A 15,192-nucleotide genomic window follows, 5' to 3' on the forward strand; every position below is an offset into this window, starting at 1 on the left:
GAGAGTGCGGAGCGTGGGCTGTCCCGAGATGGCGCGCACGCGGTATTCGAGACGTGGGCGGCGGACGGTTTTTGCGAGCTTTCTATGGGACGTGGTCGTGATTTCAGGGGGCCGCAGAAGCGCGGCTTCGATGATGCAGGCGAGCCGCGGTGGCCGGATCAGGCCCCGCCGAGCGGGTACGGTGGTGGCGGCGACCGCTTCGGCGGCGGCGGTGGCTTCGGTGGGGGCGGCGGCGGTTTCGACCGTTCGGCGCGCGCGCCGGTTGCGCCCTCGGGCCCGGAGCGTGATGCCACGGTGAAGTGGTTCAACAAGGAGAAGGGCTTCGGTTTCGTCGAGCTCGGTGACGGCTCGGGCGATGCCTTCCTCCACATCCGCGCCGTCGAGGCCGCGGGCCATGACGACCTTCAGCCGGGCACCCGGCTGACGGTCCAGACCGCCCAGGGCCAGAAGGGTCCGCAGGTCACCAACGTGACCAGCGTCGACACCTCCACGGCCGAGGCCGCTCCTCCGCGTCGCGAGATGCGTCCCCGCTTCGGCGGCGGCGGTGATCGCTTCGGTGGTGGCGGCGACCGCTTCGGCGGTGGTGGCGATCGCTTCGGCGGCGGCGACCGCTTCGGCGGTGGCGGCGGCGGTGGCCGCTTCGCCTCCGGCCCGTCGGTCGAGATGAGCGGCACCGTGAAGTGGTACGACCCGGCCAAGGGCTTCGGCTTCGTCTCCGTCAACGACGGCGGCAAGGACGTGTTCGTGCACCGCTCCGCTCTGTCCCGCGCGGGCCTCGACTCGCTGGCCGAGGGCCAGCAGGTCACGCTCGGCGTGGTCGAGGGCCAGAAGGGCCGCGAGGCCCAGAGCATCACGGTCCACGACTGATCGGGAGCCGCGGCGGCCTCGCTTCCGCCGCGTTTCTCCAGCGACATCGAACGGCGGTCCGGGCACCCGGGCCGCCGTTCCCGTTTCGAGGCTTCCGCCCCATGCACCCCGTCGCGACCGCGTCCCTGCTGAGCCTCGCGCTCCTGGCGGCCGTGCCGGCCCGGGCCGAGGATTTCACCGGCTTCTATGCCGGGCTCAATGCCGGCTACGCCTTCGGCCGCGGCGGCGAGAGCCGCAGGGCCGCGCCCGGCCCGGGTTCTGCGACGGCTGCGGGCAGGACGGGCCCCGACCTGCCGCCCAGCGCCGCCGAGGCCGCGCGCCAGATGCGGGGCTCCGGCCGCGCGGAGCGCTGGGCGCTGCCGCGCTGACGGTCAGCCCCGCACAAGCCTCGGATGGGAGCCTAACCTCCGCCGCATTGCCGGGTATGAATCGGATCCCGTGCCCGCCCGACGACGCGCGGGCACCGCGACGCGCGTCGTGGTTCCACTCTCGCGGGCTCTTCATGCCGCCACCCTCCAGAGCGCCCTCTGCCGAGACGGCCGCCGCTTCGGCGAGCGCGCATGCGTCCCGGTACGGGCTGGAAGCGCTCCAGATGGCGATGCGGCCAGTATCTCCTCTGAGAGGCGCCCCCGCCTGCGCCGGCCTGCTGCTGCTGCTCGCCATAGCGCCCGCCCGCGCCCAGAACGCCAAGGCGGAGGCGCCGATCCCGGCGGCGACGCTTGCGCAGATGACGGCCAAGGGCACCGGCGCGGCGAGCCCGGTCCTGTTCCGCGCCTACAAGAAGGAATCGGAGATCGAGGTCTGGAAGCGGGGCCCGGCCGGCTACGTCCACATCAAGACCTTCCCGATCTGCCGCTGGTCCGGCCAGCTCGGCCCCAAGCGCGCGAACGGCGACCGACAGACGCCGGAAGGGTTCTACGCCGTCCCCAAGCGCCAGATGAACCCGAACTCGCGCTACTACCTGTCCTTCGACATCGGCTATCCGAACGCCTTCGACCGGGCGCATGGCGGCACCGGCTCGGCGGTGATGGTGCACGGCGTCTGCTCCTCCATGGGCTGCTTCGCCATGACCGACCGCGCGGCCGGCGAGCTCTACGCCATCGCCCGCGACGCCTTGAACGGCGGCCAGGCCGCCTTCCAGTTCCAGTCCTACCCGTTCCGGATGAGCGCCGAGAACATGGCCCGGCACCGGGCCGACCCGAACTACGCCTTCTGGCGCCAGCTCAAGGAGGGCTCGGACCGGTTCGAGGCGACGGGCGAGGAGTTGCAGGTCTCGGTCACGGGCGGGCGCTACGTCTTCGCCCCCTCGAAGGACCCGGTGAAGGAGGCGGCCGCGACCACCCGCCGGGCGGCCGAGGAGGCGCGCATCGCCGGCCTCGTCGAGGACGGCTCGCCGGCCGTGCGCACCACCTATTCGGATGGCGGCCAGCACGCCTTCTGGGCCTCGCTGATCACCAAGGGCGTGCCGGTGGGCGAGATCAGCCGGCCGGAGGCGCTGGCCTATGCCGGCCAGGAGGTGGTGGTGATCGCCGGCCATCGCCGCCCGGCCCCGATCCCGGAGGCGGTCTGGACCGCCTTCCTCGCGCCAGGCATGCCGATGGCGGACTGGCGGGTGGCCGGCTTCGTCCCCACCTACGCTCGTGCGCCGGACCGCTTCGGCTGGGCCGCCGCCTATGCCGACAGCCTGCCGCGCCTCGTCGCGGCCGAGCTGGCGAAGCGGGGCCGGACCGCGTCCGCGCCGGGCCTCCTCGCGGCCGCGGAGGGGCTCTGAGATGCCCGCGCCGCGGCGAAGCCACGATACCCGGGAAAACGCCAGCGTGGCCGGAGACCGTGTGCGGGCACGCACATCGCATGCAAGGTGGCCCCACCACCTAATTGCACATCACAGAGTGGCGGAGTGTCCGCCCGCTCCCCGTGGCCGGCCCGGGCGCATTGACGCCGGCCTGATGAAAGCGTCCTGATCCATGGATGGCCGGGACGGATGCCTGATTGACGATCCGATGACCCTATTGAACAGTCCTGCCTCGGATAATGCCCTGACCCTGCGTTTCTGGGGTGTGCGCGGCTCCACGCCGGTCTGCGGCCCCGATTACGCCGAGTTCGGCGGCTGCACCCCGTGCCTGGAGGTCCGCTGCGGCCAGCGCCTGTTCCTGATCGACGCGGGCTCGGGCCTGTTCAATTGCGGCCAGCATCACCGGACGGACCTGCCCAAGGAGATCGATCTCCTGTTCAGCCATCTCCATCTCGACCATGTCGGCGGGCTGCCCTTCTTCAAGCCGGCGGTGTTCGACGCGGAGCGCACCATCAACACCTATTGCGGAAACCTCGACGGCGAGTCCGCCGCGGCGGCCCTCGAGCGTCTCTACGCGCCGCCCCTGTTCCCGGTTACCCTCGACATCCTGCCCTGCCGCCTGCAGCATCACGGCTTCAAGGCCGGCGAGAGCCTGACCTTCCCGGACGGGATCCGCGTCGACACGGTGCTCCTCAACCATCCGCAGGGCTCGGTGGGCTATCGCTTCGACCATGGCGGCAAACGGCTCTGCGTGATCAGCGACGTCGAGCACACCGATCCCTGGCCGAGCCCGGAGCTGATGGACTTCGTCGCGGGCGCCGACCTCCTCGTCTACGACGGCATGTTCACGGATTGCGAGTATCCCGCCTGCCGCGGCTGGGGCCATTCCACCTGGCAGAAGGGCGTCGAGCTCGCCCACGCCGCCGGCGTGAAGGCGCTGGCGATCATCCACCTGCACCCGGCCCATACCGATGCGGTGCTGCGCGCGGCCGAGGCCGAGATGCAGGCCGAGATGCCCACCGCCTTCATCGCCCGCGAGCGCGCGCTGATCGATGTCGGCACGGTGGGCACCCCCCGCCCCCGGGTGGTCGCCCGGTTCGCCTGATCGGTTTGAGGTCTCACGCCCCCTGCTCGCGGCCGACGCGGCTGTGGCGGCGGCTCCAGCCGAAATAGATCGCCATGCCGATGGCGAGCCAGATCACGAGGCGCAGCCAGGTCTCGCCGTCGAGGGAGACCATCATCGCCGTGCAGGTGAGGATGCCGAGGATCGGCACCAGCGGCACCAGCGGCGCGCGATAGGCCCGCGGCGCGTCGGGATGGGTCCGGCGCAGGATGATCACGCCCAGGCAGACCAGCACGAAGGCCAGCAGCGTGCCGATGCTCGTCATGTGGCCGAGCTGGGTGATCGGCAGGAAGCCGCCGAGCGCGCCGGTGAAGACCATGAAGAACAGGTTCGAGCGGTAGGGCGTCTTCCAGGTCGGATGCACCCGCGAGAACAGGCCGGGCAGCAGCCGGTCCTGCGACATGGTGAAGAACACCCGGCTCTGGCCGAGCAGCAGCACCAGGATCACGGTGGAGAAGCCGGCGATGACGCCGAGCGTCACCAGCGATTTCAGCCAGGGGAAGGGCGTCTGGCCGATCGCGGTGTTCACCGGCGCGCCGTCGCCGCGCATGGCGTCGTAGTGGACGAGGCCGGTGAGCACGCCGGCGAAGAGGATGTAGATGACCGTGCAGATGGCGAGCGAGCCGAGGATGCCGATCATCATGTTGCGCTGGGGGTTCTTGGCCTCCTGCGCCGCGGTGGAGACCGCGTCGAAGCCGATATAGGCGAAGAAGACCACGCCCGCCGCGCGCATGATGCCGCTCCAGCCGTACTCGCCGAAGGTGCCGGTATTCTCGGGGATGAAGGGCACGTAGTTCTGTGCCTTCACGTAGAAGGCGCCGAGCCCGATCACGACCGCGACGACCGCGAGCTTGATCGCCACCACGATCGCGTTGACCCGGGCCGATTCGCGGATGCCGATCATCAGGAGCCAGGAGGCGGCGACGATGATGACGATGGCCGGCAGGTTGACGAGGCCGGTGCCCGTGCTGCCGTCGGCCAGCGTGTAGGTCTCGAAGGGCGAGTGCACGAGCCGCGCCGGCAGGTCGATGCCGAACTGGTGCAGGAAGCGCACCACGTATTGCGACCAGCTCACCGAGACGGTGGCCGCGCCGACCGCGTATTCGAGCACGAGGTCCCAGCCGATGATCCAGGCCACGAACTCGCCCATCGTGGCGTAGGCGTAGGTATAGGCCGAGCCCGCCACCGGGATCATGCCGGCGAGCTCGCTGTAGCACATGCCGGCGAAGCAGCAGCCGAGCGCCGCGATGGCGAAGGAGATGACGACGGCGGGCCCCGCATGCTGGGCGGCGGCGATGCCGGTGAGGGAGAACAGGCCGGCGCCGATCACCGCGCCGATGCCGAGCCCGATCAGGCTCCAGGGGCCGAGGGTGCGCTGGAGCGTGTGCTCGCCGGCCTCGGCATCGGCGTTGAGCCGCTCCAGCGATTTCGTGCGGAGCAGCGCGCTCCCGGCCCCTGCCGCCATGCCCGTCCCCGACCGTGTCACGAAACCGTCTTCGTCCGGGCAAAGCTAGGGGTAGAGGTTCTCCGCGCCAGGGGCGCCGCGCGAGAATTTTCCCAACGCCCCGGCCGGCGGATCAGACCGGCCAGCCGGCCTCGCGCCACGCGCCGTCCCAGAACATCCATTCGAGGCGCGTGGCATGGGTGAAGGCCCGGTGCATGCGCGCCACGAGCGTTGGCGAGGCCCCCGCCGCGGCCGCATCCGTCGCCGCGATCACCCGGTCGACGGCCGCCGCGAAATCCTCGCCGCCATAGGTGTCGATCCAGGCGCGGTAGGGGTTGTCCGGGGCGGCGCGGCCGAGGATGTCGCGGCCGACCTCGCGGTAGACCCAGAAGCAGGGCAGCAGCGCGGCGACCACGACCTCGTAGGGCTCGGCATAAGCCGTGGCGAGGAGATAGCTCAGATAGTGGTCGCAGGCCGGCGACAGGGGCGTGGCGGCGAAGGTCTCCGGCCCGATGCCGTAATTGCGGAAGAAACCCTCATGGAGGGCGCGCTCGACCACCACAGCCTCCTCGGCGGCGCGGGCGAAGAGCACGATCCCGTCCGGATCCGGCGCCTTGGCCGCGGCGAGCCCGAGCGCCCGGCCGAAGCCGACGAGGTAATGCGCGTCCTGCACGATGTAGTGGCGGAAGCGCGCGGCGCTCAGCGTGCCGGCGGCGAGCCCCGCGTTGAAGGGCATGGTGCGGATGGTCTCGTAGAGATCCGCGTTGGCCGCCCAGGCGTCGCCCGAGAACCGCTTCTCGACATCGTCGCTCATCGCCGCATCCGTCCTCGACCTCATCCTGAAGCGCCCCGGGCCAACGAGCCTCGCTCCGACGCCTCAGGATGAGGTCGAGGACGGGAGCAGCGTTGGCAGGGCCCGAATGTGTCCTTCGAGCAGGATCCGGAGCCGCGTCTTCCGCTCCTCACCCCTGCCGCTGCGCCTGCGTCACCGCAACGTGGATGAGTTCGGCCAGCGTGCGCACGCCGAGCTTCTGGCGCATCTGCGAGCAGGCGTTGGTCACCGTCTTGTAGCTCACCGAGAGGTCGGCCGCGATGGCGCCGTAGGACTTGCCCTGGGCGAGCCGCGACAGGATCTGCTGCTCGCGGGGGGTGAGCTGGGTCTCGGGGGTGCGGCGCGCGTCGCTGCGCAGCATCGCCACCTCGGTGGCGAGGCGCCGGTCGAGATAGACCTCGCCCGCGCGCACCCGTTCGAAGGCCTCGTAGAGCTCGGCCGAGGCGTGGTCCTTCAGCACGTAGCCGAGCGCCCCCGCCTCCAGCGCCCGCGAGACGATCACGGGGTCGTTGTGCATGCTGAAGACGAGGATGCGCGTCTCCGGCGCCACCGCGCGCATGCGGCGGATCAGGCCGAGGCCGGCGAGCCCGCTGCCCTGGAAGGTGAGGTCGCAGATCACGATCGGCGGGCGCAGCCGGTGGAAGATGCGGTAGCCGCCGACCACGGTGGTCGCCTCGGCCACCGTCTCGACGCCGGCATCCTCCAGCACGCGGCGACAGCCCTGCAGCACGATCGGGTGGTCGTCGATGACGAGGACCGGAAGACGCGTGCCGGCGATCCCGGACTTGGTGGCGATGGCGTTCATGGCGCTGCGACCGTGCTGGCGTCCTCGGATCCCTCGGAAACCGGGATGCTGATCCGGACAACAGCGCCCGGCCCGGCATTGTCAAGGGCAAAGCTTCCATCGAGGGCGCCGACCCGCTCGCGCATCCCCGAGAGACCGAGCCCGGTGCCGTGCCCGGGATCGAGCCCGGTGCCGTCGTCGCGCACCGAGAGGTGGAGCGCCCCGTCCGTCTCGCGCAAGTGGATGCGCACCGCGGATGCGGCACCGTGGCGCACGGCGTTGGTCATGCTCTCCTGCACGCAGCGGAACACGGTGAGATCGACGAGGTCGCCGTAGCCCCGCGCGAGGCCCTCGATATCGGCGGAGAACTGCGTAGCGGGGTGCCGCCGGGCGAAGTCGCGCAGCAGCAGGTTCAGGCAATCGGCGAGCGGCACCTGCCCGAGCCCGTGCGGGCGCAGGCGGTTGAGCAGGTCGCGGTTGCGGCCCTGGACCTGGCCGACGATCGCCGCGATGTCGGAGGCCCGCGTGGCGAGCTTGGTCCGGTCGGGCTCGGCCTCGCCCGCCGCGATGCGGGCGATCGAGGCGGCGTTGGCCTCGAGCGCGAACAGGCAGGGGCCGAACTCGTCGTGCAGCTCAAGGGCGATGCGGCGCCCCTCGTCGTCCTGGGCGGTGAGCAATTGCCGGTTGAGGCGGGCATTGGCGGCGCGCGCCTCGCCGAGCGCCTCCGCCACCTTGTTGAAGCGGGCAGCGATCACCGCCAGTTCCCGCGTATCCGGGGGCGTCAGGCGGGCGGTGTAGTCGTGCCGCTCGAGCTGGGTCAGGCCCTCGGCGAGTTCGGCGAGCGGCGCCAGCACCCGGCCGAGCACGAGCCAGAGGGCGGCCAGCATCGCGAGGTTGATGCAGAGGGTGGTGATCGAGAGCGCCCGGGCGTAGGTCCAGATCTCGTCGATCTCGTCCATCGGCTGCGTGGTGATGCGGGCCTGCCCGATCGTGTGGCCGCCGACGACGAGGGGCAGCGTGTGCTGCTGGATCGGCGGCGCGATCAGCTCGGCGAACCAGGCCGGCGCCGAGCGCTCGGTCCGGGGCCGGCCGGAGGGCGCGGCGATCACGTCGCCGTCCTCGTCGACCACGCTGACGCGGACATGGCGCAGCGCCTGGAAGCGCAGGTCGAGGGTCTGGAGCAGGGCGTCGGGCGAGGCGCCCTCGGCGAGCCGGATCGTGTCGGCCACGAGCGATTCGACGGTGGCCAGCGAGGCCCGGGTCTCGACCTTCACCGCATTGCGCGCGTTGAGCACGATCACGGCGCAGGAGACCAGGGCGGCGAGCAGGTCGATGGCGATCACCGCCGCGATCAGGCGCTGGCGCGTCGACCAGCCCGCCCAGGGCATGAGGCGGCGCGGCACGGGCGGCACCTCGGGCATCGGCGCGACGGTCGGCGGATGGGCGTTCACCCGCTGAGGGATGATCGAGGCGGCCCCGCGAGTCCAGGGCGCGCCGCCCTTGCCGCCCCGCTGGCCTGTGCGTAGCCAGGGGCCGATGCAGCCGCTGCGCGACCTCGTCAGCTCCGCCCTCGCCGACCCGGAGACGGGCTGGAGCCTCGGCACCTTCGGCGCTGCGGCCGAGTTCCGGCGCCGGCCCGACGAGCCGGCCGAGCCGCTGCGCGACGGCCGGCTCGGCCTCGCGACGCGGCGCGGCGGCATCGCCCTCGGCCTCCGTCCCGATCTCGTGCCGGTGGCCTACGAAACCGCGCTGCCCGGCGGCTGGAGCCACGCGGTCGCCCTGTGCCTGCCGGCCGATTCCCTGCGCGGGCCCGCCCGCCGGACCTGCACCGAGCTCGGGCCCGACCGGGCGGCCCTGCGCCCGGAGGCCTCGGGCCGGATCCTGTTCGATCTCGGCCTCGGCCTCGCACAGGTGGATGTCTGCCTGCGCAGCGACGCGCCCGAGGTGCTGGCCCGGATACGGCGGGCCGGCGGGCCGGTCGCGCTCGACGAAGGCATCCTCGCGGACTTGCGGGCCGGCCGGCTCGGCCTCGTCTTCGCCGGCTCCCTCGGGCGCATCGAGGTCGAGGCCCTCGGCGCACCGCCGGGGCCGCGCGCCTATGCGCCGGAAGCGGTGCTGCGGCTCGGGCGCAGCCACGCCGCGACCGCGCCGATCCCGCCGGGGCTCGTGCCCGTCGCCCATATCCATCCCGCCCATCCGCTGCGCGACGCGCTCGGGCGCCCGCGGCCCTTCGAGGCCCGGCACCATGCGGGCTTCCAGGCCCTGCTGGAGCGCTGGGGAGATCCCGACCTCCTCGCCTGGAAGCGGCACCGGCTCGGCCTCGGCCCGCGCCCCGGCCGCCCGCCCGACCGCCGGAGCCGGGGCGCCGAGCGGGTCGCCGCGATCCAGGCCGCCTGCGGGGCGTATCCCGAGGCGGCTCAGCAAGGAGAGGCGCCCGCAGCATCAGTCACCGATTCTTAATGCTGCGACCGCTACGACAGGGACACTGGCACGGATAGCTCGGCGAGGATGTCGATCCCGCCCGAACCGTCGCGGAACCTGCCGGCCGACATCTTTGTGCCGCATTATCCGCGATGAAATCTTCGGTACGATCCGCCTCGAACAACAGAGGCCGTCGGCCGGGTTCGGGGGAGCGGCCGTTTCGATCGGCGTCGCGTCGGAGTCCCCGTCCATGAACGACCTCGTCCTCGATCCGTCAGAGACCCGCCAGCCCCGCAGGGCCGCGCCCGGGGATGCCCCCATGGCCGCACCCGCGAAGGGCGGCGTCGGCCGGATCGCGCTCGTCGCGGGCCTCGGCCTCGCCGGGCTCGGCGCCTTCGCCGGGGCCACCAGCCTGATGTCGAGCCTCGTCGCCCCGAAGCCCGTCTCCGCGGTGGCGAGCCGGCTCAAGGCGGCCGATTGGCCGGACCTGAAGGACGGGCTGCCGTCGCTCGCCGGGACCCCGAGCTCCACGGGAACCGCGCAGGCGCGATTCTCCCTGCCCCCGGCCGAGCCGCCCGCGGCGGAGCCCCCTGCGGCGCTGGCCGCCGTCCCCGAGCCGCTCGCCCGTGGAACGGCAGACCTCAAGCCCGCCGAGATCAAGCCTGCCGCGGCTGCCCAGATCTCCGTGCCCCAAGCCGCTCCAATTCAAGCCGCCGCCCCCCAGGTCTCCACGCCCGCTCAGGCGGCGGCGCGGCCCGCGCCGCCCATCGAGAACGCGCCGGTGATCGGCCCCGTCCGGCAGGCCAGCACCCTCCCGCCGAGCCGCACCGCGGCGGTGCTGCCCGCGCGGGCCGCCGAGACCATGCGAGCCCGGACCGCCAGCACCACCTTCGCCGCCCTGCCGCCGGAGCACGCGGCCAAGCCGGAGCTGCCCAAGGCGGACCTGCCCAAGCCGGACCTGCCCAAAGCGGATCCGGTCAAGCCGGAGGCGGCGGCCCCCGCGGTGGAGCAGACGGCCGCGCCGGAGGCAAAGCCCGCCGCGCGCGGCGAGAAGCCGGACGCGAAACCGAAGGCGAAGCCCGTCCAGGCCCGCAAGCCCGCGGCAGCGCCGACGGCAGTCGCCGCCGCCACGGCGCCGGAGGAATCCGACGAGACCGAGGTGTTCGGCATCCGGATGCCGACCCTCTCCGCCACCGGCCGCAAGATCGGCGCCGGCGTCGAGGCCCTCGGCGACGCGGTGAAGAGCCTGCCCGACAAGTTCTGAGGACACGCGTCCGAGAAGATGCGCGATCGCGCGGGATCGCATGTCTCGCGCGCTTGACAATGTTCCTGTTTTGTGCTCATTTGCCGGGGCCTGCCGCGACGCGTCGTGAGATGCCTCGGGGCGCCGCCCCGGTCAGCCGCCGGGACAGCGTGCGACAGGCCGGTGCCTGCGTCTGCCGTCGGCTGCGGCAGCCCCGGGCGCGAGGACGCGCCACGACCCCCGGCTCGGGCTGGGCGACTTGCCCGGGGAGGAAATGCCCCGGGCCCGACCTTGTGGGCTTCGGCCCTGGACCTGGGCGGTGCGGAGGGAAGCTGCGGCGCCATCCACTACGGGATGGCGTGCGACGAAGGCTCGCTCGGAAGCGCCGAGGGCTCTGACCTCGGGACTGTCTTAGCGCCAGCGCGCGACCTCGCGTGACGGACACCGGACGCAAAATCGGATGATCGGCCGGGCGATCCGGCTCTCATCCGCGGGACGCCGGGGAGCCGGCTTTGTGCAACGTTGCGTCTTCGGGCTTCGCGGCGTCCCGCGTCACCCCGACTTTGGGCCATGCCCCCGGCGCACCAGCGCGCGGGGCCGAAAGCACGTGTGCTCTCCTCCGATGCCTGGATCCTCGCTTCCGGATGCTCACCGGACCCGCGACGCGCCCCCTCTCCCGATCGGGAGAGGGACAGGGTGAGGGATGAGAATGTTCCGGAGAGGTCGCGACGGCGATGCGGCTCGTGCTGAGCCCTGTCCGGACAGTTCTCGACCTTCACCCTGTCGCTCTCCCGATTGGGAGAGGGGATCCGCGCCTCAGCCGGAACCGTCGATCCCCGCTGCCGACCGCCTCATCGGCGCGCGCGTGCCCTCACTGGGCGGCTTGGTGCGGCTTGCCCTTGCGGTGGCCGCCCTTGGCGGGCTCCTTCGGCCCGTCGCCGATCCGGCGGGCATGCTTCATCCCGCGGGGGTTCTTCGGCTTCGGTCCGTGCGGCGGGGGCGCCTCGCCGACCAGGGCCTCGACCTGGATCTCGGGGGAACCGTTGCGCGCGAAGGCGGCGGCGAAGGCCTGGGCGGCGCCGCCGCGGATCTCGAACTTGGTCTCGCGCTCGAAGATGCGGATCGCGCCGATCATCTCGCGGTCGACCTTGCCGCGGCGGGTCAGCAGCGGCAGCAGGCGGCGGGGATCGGCGTTGTCGCGCCGGCCGAGATTGAGCCGGAACCACACCGCCGGGCCCATCGCGGCGATGCGCTCGGCATCCATCGGGTCGTAGGGCGCGCGGCTCGTGGCCGCCCCGCGCTTCTCGCCCGGATCGGTCACGTCCTCGGGCGCCGGCAGGCGGGAGCGGTAGACGCGGGCGAGGAGCGCCGCGAGATCGGCGGGCGAGCGCTCGGCCAGCAGCGTCTCGGCCAGCGTCACGTCCTCCTCCGCCAGCGGCTCGGTGAAGAGCGGGTCGGAGAGCATGCGCTCGCCGTCGAGACGGCGGATCTCGTCGGCCGAGGGTGGGCCCATCCATTCGGGCGTCACCTTGGCGATGGCCAGCATCTGCTCGGCCCGGCGGCGGCGGGCATTCGGCACGAGGAGCACGCTCACGCCCTTGCGGCCCGCGCGGCCGGTGCGGCCGGAGCGGTGCTGCATCACCTCGGCGTCGTGCGGCAGGTCGGCATGGATGACGAGGCTGAGCGTCGGCAGGTCGATGCCGCGGGCGGCGACGTCCGTGGCGACGCAGACCCGGGCGCGCCCGTCGCGGAGCGCCTGGAGCGCGGCGTTGCGCTCACCCTGGCCGAGCTCGCCCGATAGGGCGACCACCGAGAAGCCGCGCTCGGTCAGGCTCGCCTGGAGGTGGCGCACGGCGTTGCGGGTGTTGCAGAATACGATCGCGGTCGGCGCATCGGCCTCGCGCAGCACGTTGAGCACCACGTGCTCGATCTCGCGCGGCACCACCCGGATCGCCCGGTAGGCGATGTCGGCATGGCCCCGGGTCTCGCCCTTGATCGCGAGGCGCAGGGCGTCGCGCTGGTAGCGCTCGGCGAGCGCCTCGATGTCCCGCGGCAGGGTCGCGGAGAACAGCAGCGTCGAACGCTCGGCGGGCGTGGCCGAGAGGATGAACTCGATGTCCTCGCGGAAGCCCAGGTCGAGCATCTCGTCGGCCTCGTCGAGAACGACGGCGCGCAGCGCGTCCGGCACAAGGTTGCCGCGCTCCAGATGGTCGCGCAGGCGCCCCGGCGTGCCGACGACGATGTGCACGCCGTCATAGAGCATCCGGGCCTCGCGGCGCGGATCCATGCCGCCCACGCAGGAGACGATCCGGCCGCCGGCCGGGGCGTAGAGCCAGGACAATTCGCGCTGCACCTGCAGGGCGAGCTCACGCGTCGGCGCGATCACCAGGGCGAGCGGCGCGCCGGGCGGGGGCAGCGCCTCGGCCTCCCCCATGAGGGTGCCGGCCATGGCGAGGCCGTAGGCCACGGTCTTGCCGGAGCCGGTCTGGGCGGAGACGAGGAGGTCCCGGCCGGTGCCGGCCACCTCCAGCGTCGCCTCCAGGACGGCGCTCTGCACCGGGGTCGGCTCGGCATAGCCGCGCTCGTCGAGCGCCCGCGCGATGGCGGCGGGCAGGATGGGAAACGGCAAAGGTCAGGCTCTCACGGACCGGGAGGCCGGACGGGCGCGGACGGCGCGCTTCGCGTCGCGGGGCTGGCGGTCTCGAATCGGGTTGCGGAGCGTGCCTCTATAGCCGGTTCGCGCCGGATAGGCCACGGCCCGGACCGCATGGGGCGGTTGCGCGCGGCATCGTCAGAGGGCGCCGGCGATATCGGTCCGCGCGAAATCGTTGCCGACGAAGAGCAGCGGGCAGCTCCGCTCCTGCGCCGCCACGTAGGCGAAGCAGTCTCCGAAGTTGAGGGCGGCCGGGCTCACGCCCTTGCCCCAGCGCGCGTAGGCCGCCCCGACGCGGAGAGCCGTGTCCGCGGTGACGGGAGCGACTTCCAGCCCGAGCCCGTCGACGAGCCGCATCAGGTCCTCATGCAGGTTCCTGCGGCCCGCGACGATCAGGGCCTCGGCGAGCGTTCCGGCGGAGATCACGATGTCCGACTCGGCTTCCAGCACCGCGGCGCAGGCATCCGCCTGCGGCTCACCGAGGAGGATCGCCATCAGGGCCGAGGTGTCGACCGCGATCACGCCGGAAGGCCGTCGCCGCCGTAGAGGAAATCCTGGCTCCGCGCGGCTCCCGGCCCGTCCGTCGCCCTCGCGGCGGCCGAAGCCCGCACCGCCGCGATCAACGCCCGGCGCGATGCCCGGCCCGGGGAGACGGCCATCGGCGACAGGCGCGCGACCGCCCGGCCCTGTTCGGTGAGCACGACCTCGTCGCCGGCCTCCGCACGCCGGATCAGATCCGCCAGCTGGCCCTCGGCCTCCGTCACGGATACGCGCAGCATGGCATCCTCGCGAGCGCTTCGACCGCGGCCAGAGTGGCGATTCCGCCTATCGGCGGCAAGAGCGTGCGGATGCGACGCAACCTCTTGGCCGTCAAAAGCTTGACGGTCCGGACCGGGAGTGGGCGATGGGCGGGATGGTGCGGCTGGCGGTGGCGTGGTCGAGCGTGGGCGCCTTCGCGTGGTTCGGGAAGGGCTGGCTCGGCGATCTCGGGCAGCCGCTCTTCGCGAGCCTGCTGTTCGCGTGGCTTCTCGGCGTCATCCTCTGGGCAGCCTTCGGCGTGGTGCACGAGGCGGAGGAACTCGCCGAGATGCTGGGCGAGCCCTTCGGCACGCTGATCCTGACGCTCGCCATCGTGATCATCGAGGTGGCGCTGGTCTCGGCCGTGATGCTCTCGGCCAAGGACGCGCCGACGCTGGGGCGCGACACCATGTTCGCGGTGCTGATGATCGTGCTGAACGGCGTGGTCGGGCTCGGGCTGATCCTCGGCGGCCTGCGCCACCATCAGCAGAGCTACAACCTGCAGGGCGCCTCGGCCTTCCTGGCGGTGATCATCCCGCTCGCGACCCTGGCGCTCATCATCCCGACCTTCACGAGTTCCACCAGCGACGGCTCGCTGACGAAGCTTCAGGCGATCACCTTCTCGATCTTCACGGTGGCGCTCTACGGCGTGTTCCTGCTGATCCAGACGGGCCGCCACAGCGACTTCTTCAGGGATCCGCGGGCCCGGGCGGAGGCGGAGCGCACGGAGGCCGTGGAGGCGCCGGCCAAGCACCGGGCCTCGGCCGGCGTGGTGGTGCGGCACATCGTGCTGCTCGTCGCCAACATCCTGCCGATCGTGCTGCTCTCGAAGAGCCTCGCCACCATCCTCGACCACGGCATCGCGGTGCTCGGCGCGCCCTCCGCGCTCGGCGGCGTGCTGATCGCGGCGATCGTGTTCACGCCGGAGGGCATCTCCTCGCTCAAGGCCATCGCCCGCAACGAGCTGCAGCGGGCGATCAACCTGTGCCTGGGCGCGGCCACCTCGACCATCGGCCTCACCGTGCCGGCGGTGCTCGCCATCGGGCTGATCAGCGGCCAGACCGTCGTGCTCGGCCTCAGCCCGACCAGCATCACGCTGCTCGCCGTCACGCTGATCCTCAGCTCGCTCACCTTCTCCGGCCCCCGCACCACGGTGCTGGAGGGCGCGGTGCACCTGATCCTGTTCGGCGTCTATCTGGTGCTGATCTTCAGCCCGTGAGTGATCTTCTCGCCCC

General features: G+C 72.3%; 14 protein-coding genes. 7 read left to right on the top strand and 7 right to left on the bottom strand.

Going from position 1 to position 15,192, the window contains the following annotated elements:
- Nucleotides 1-84: 84 nt before the first annotated feature.
- From MTDSW087_RS31175 to MTDSW087_RS04310, 4 genes are all read left to right on the top strand, one after another.
- Nucleotides 85-867, top strand: coding sequence for a cold-shock protein (locus MTDSW087_RS31175; protein ID WP_144760576.1), 783 nt, complete (start codon nucleotides 85-87; stop codon nucleotides 865-867).
- Between the two features lie 101 nt (nucleotides 868-968).
- Entirely contained in the window at nucleotides 969-1,235 is a 267-nt protein-coding gene (locus MTDSW087_RS04300; protein WP_186383726.1) for a hypothetical protein, read from the top strand.
- A 224-nt stretch (nucleotides 1,236-1,459) separates the two neighbouring features.
- Nucleotides 1,460-2,638, top strand: a complete 1,179-nt coding sequence (locus MTDSW087_RS04305) for a L,D-transpeptidase family protein (protein ID WP_144760578.1) — start codon at nucleotides 1,460-1,462, stop codon at nucleotides 2,636-2,638.
- A gap of 229 nt (nucleotides 2,639-2,867) precedes the next feature.
- Nucleotides 2,868-3,764, top strand: coding sequence for an MBL fold metallo-hydrolase (locus MTDSW087_RS04310; RefSeq protein ID WP_144760581.1), 897 nt, complete (start codon nucleotides 2,868-2,870; stop codon nucleotides 3,762-3,764).
- 13 nt (nucleotides 3,765-3,777) lie between these two features.
- On the opposite strand, the gene MTDSW087_RS04315 is transcribed toward MTDSW087_RS04310, so the two are convergent.
- The 4 genes from MTDSW087_RS04315 to MTDSW087_RS04330 all read right to left on the bottom strand — a co-directional run bounded on the left by MTDSW087_RS04315 (nucleotide 3,778) and on the right by MTDSW087_RS04330 (nucleotide 8,263).
- Entirely contained in the window at nucleotides 3,778-5,247 is a 1,470-nt protein-coding gene (locus tag MTDSW087_RS04315) for an amino acid permease (protein WP_144760584.1), read from the bottom strand.
- A 112-nt stretch (nucleotides 5,248-5,359) separates the two neighbouring features.
- On the bottom strand, nucleotides 5,360-6,040 hold the full coding sequence (locus MTDSW087_RS04320) for a TenA family protein (RefSeq protein ID WP_144760587.1): 681 nt from the start codon (nucleotides 6,038-6,040) through the stop codon (nucleotides 5,360-5,362).
- 148 nt (nucleotides 6,041-6,188) lie between these two features.
- A complete protein-coding gene (locus MTDSW087_RS04325; RefSeq protein ID WP_144760590.1) occupies nucleotides 6,189-6,863 on the bottom strand; it encodes a response regulator in 675 nt (224 codons plus the stop codon).
- The gene (locus MTDSW087_RS04330) at nucleotides 6,860-8,263 is read right to left on the bottom strand and encodes an ATP-binding protein (protein ID WP_144760792.1); all 1,404 of its coding nucleotides are present in this window, start codon (nucleotides 8,261-8,263) and stop codon (nucleotides 6,860-6,862) included. The genes MTDSW087_RS04325 and MTDSW087_RS04330 overlap by 4 nt, the downstream gene beginning before the upstream one ends.
- A gap of 115 nt (nucleotides 8,264-8,378) precedes the next feature.
- Between MTDSW087_RS04330 and MTDSW087_RS04335 the strand changes: the two genes are divergently transcribed.
- Together MTDSW087_RS04335 and MTDSW087_RS04340 are read left to right on the top strand one after the other, a co-directional pair.
- Nucleotides 8,379-9,302, top strand: a complete 924-nt coding sequence (locus tag MTDSW087_RS04335) for a DUF6925 family protein (protein ID WP_186383727.1) — start codon at nucleotides 8,379-8,381, stop codon at nucleotides 9,300-9,302.
- A 280-nt stretch (nucleotides 9,303-9,582) separates the two neighbouring features.
- Entirely contained in the window at nucleotides 9,583-10,527 is a 945-nt protein-coding gene (locus tag MTDSW087_RS04340; protein WP_238179054.1) for a hypothetical protein, read from the top strand.
- 850 nt (nucleotides 10,528-11,377) lie between these two features.
- Here the strand turns inward: MTDSW087_RS04340 and MTDSW087_RS04345 are convergent.
- The 3 genes from MTDSW087_RS04345 to MTDSW087_RS04355 form a co-directional block, all read right to left on the bottom strand.
- The gene (locus tag MTDSW087_RS04345; RefSeq protein ID WP_144760596.1) at nucleotides 11,378-13,135 is read right to left on the bottom strand and encodes a DEAD/DEAH box helicase; all 1,758 of its coding nucleotides are present in this window, start codon (nucleotides 13,133-13,135) and stop codon (nucleotides 11,378-11,380) included.
- Between the two features lie 162 nt (nucleotides 13,136-13,297).
- On the bottom strand, nucleotides 13,298-13,681 hold the full coding sequence (locus MTDSW087_RS04350) for a type II toxin-antitoxin system VapC family toxin (RefSeq protein ID WP_144760599.1): 384 nt from the start codon (nucleotides 13,679-13,681) through the stop codon (nucleotides 13,298-13,300).
- Nucleotides 13,678-13,935 (bottom strand): type II toxin-antitoxin system Phd/YefM family antitoxin, encoded by a 258-nt coding sequence (locus tag MTDSW087_RS04355; RefSeq protein ID WP_186383732.1) that lies wholly within the window; start codon nucleotides 13,933-13,935, stop codon nucleotides 13,678-13,680. Before MTDSW087_RS04355 ends, MTDSW087_RS04350 begins: the two co-directional genes overlap by 4 nt.
- A 128-nt stretch (nucleotides 13,936-14,063) precedes the next feature.
- Between MTDSW087_RS04355 and MTDSW087_RS04360 the strand changes: the two genes are divergently transcribed.
- Complete coding sequence (locus tag MTDSW087_RS04360) at nucleotides 14,064-15,176, top strand: calcium:cation antiporter (protein ID WP_144760604.1); 1,113 nt, start codon at nucleotides 14,064-14,066, stop codon at nucleotides 15,174-15,176.
- Nucleotides 15,177-15,192: the final 16 nt, after the last annotated feature.

This window comes from Methylobacterium dankookense (genome assembly GCF_902141855.1).
GTDB lineage: Bacteria > Pseudomonadota > Alphaproteobacteria > Rhizobiales > Beijerinckiaceae > Methylobacterium > Methylobacterium dankookense.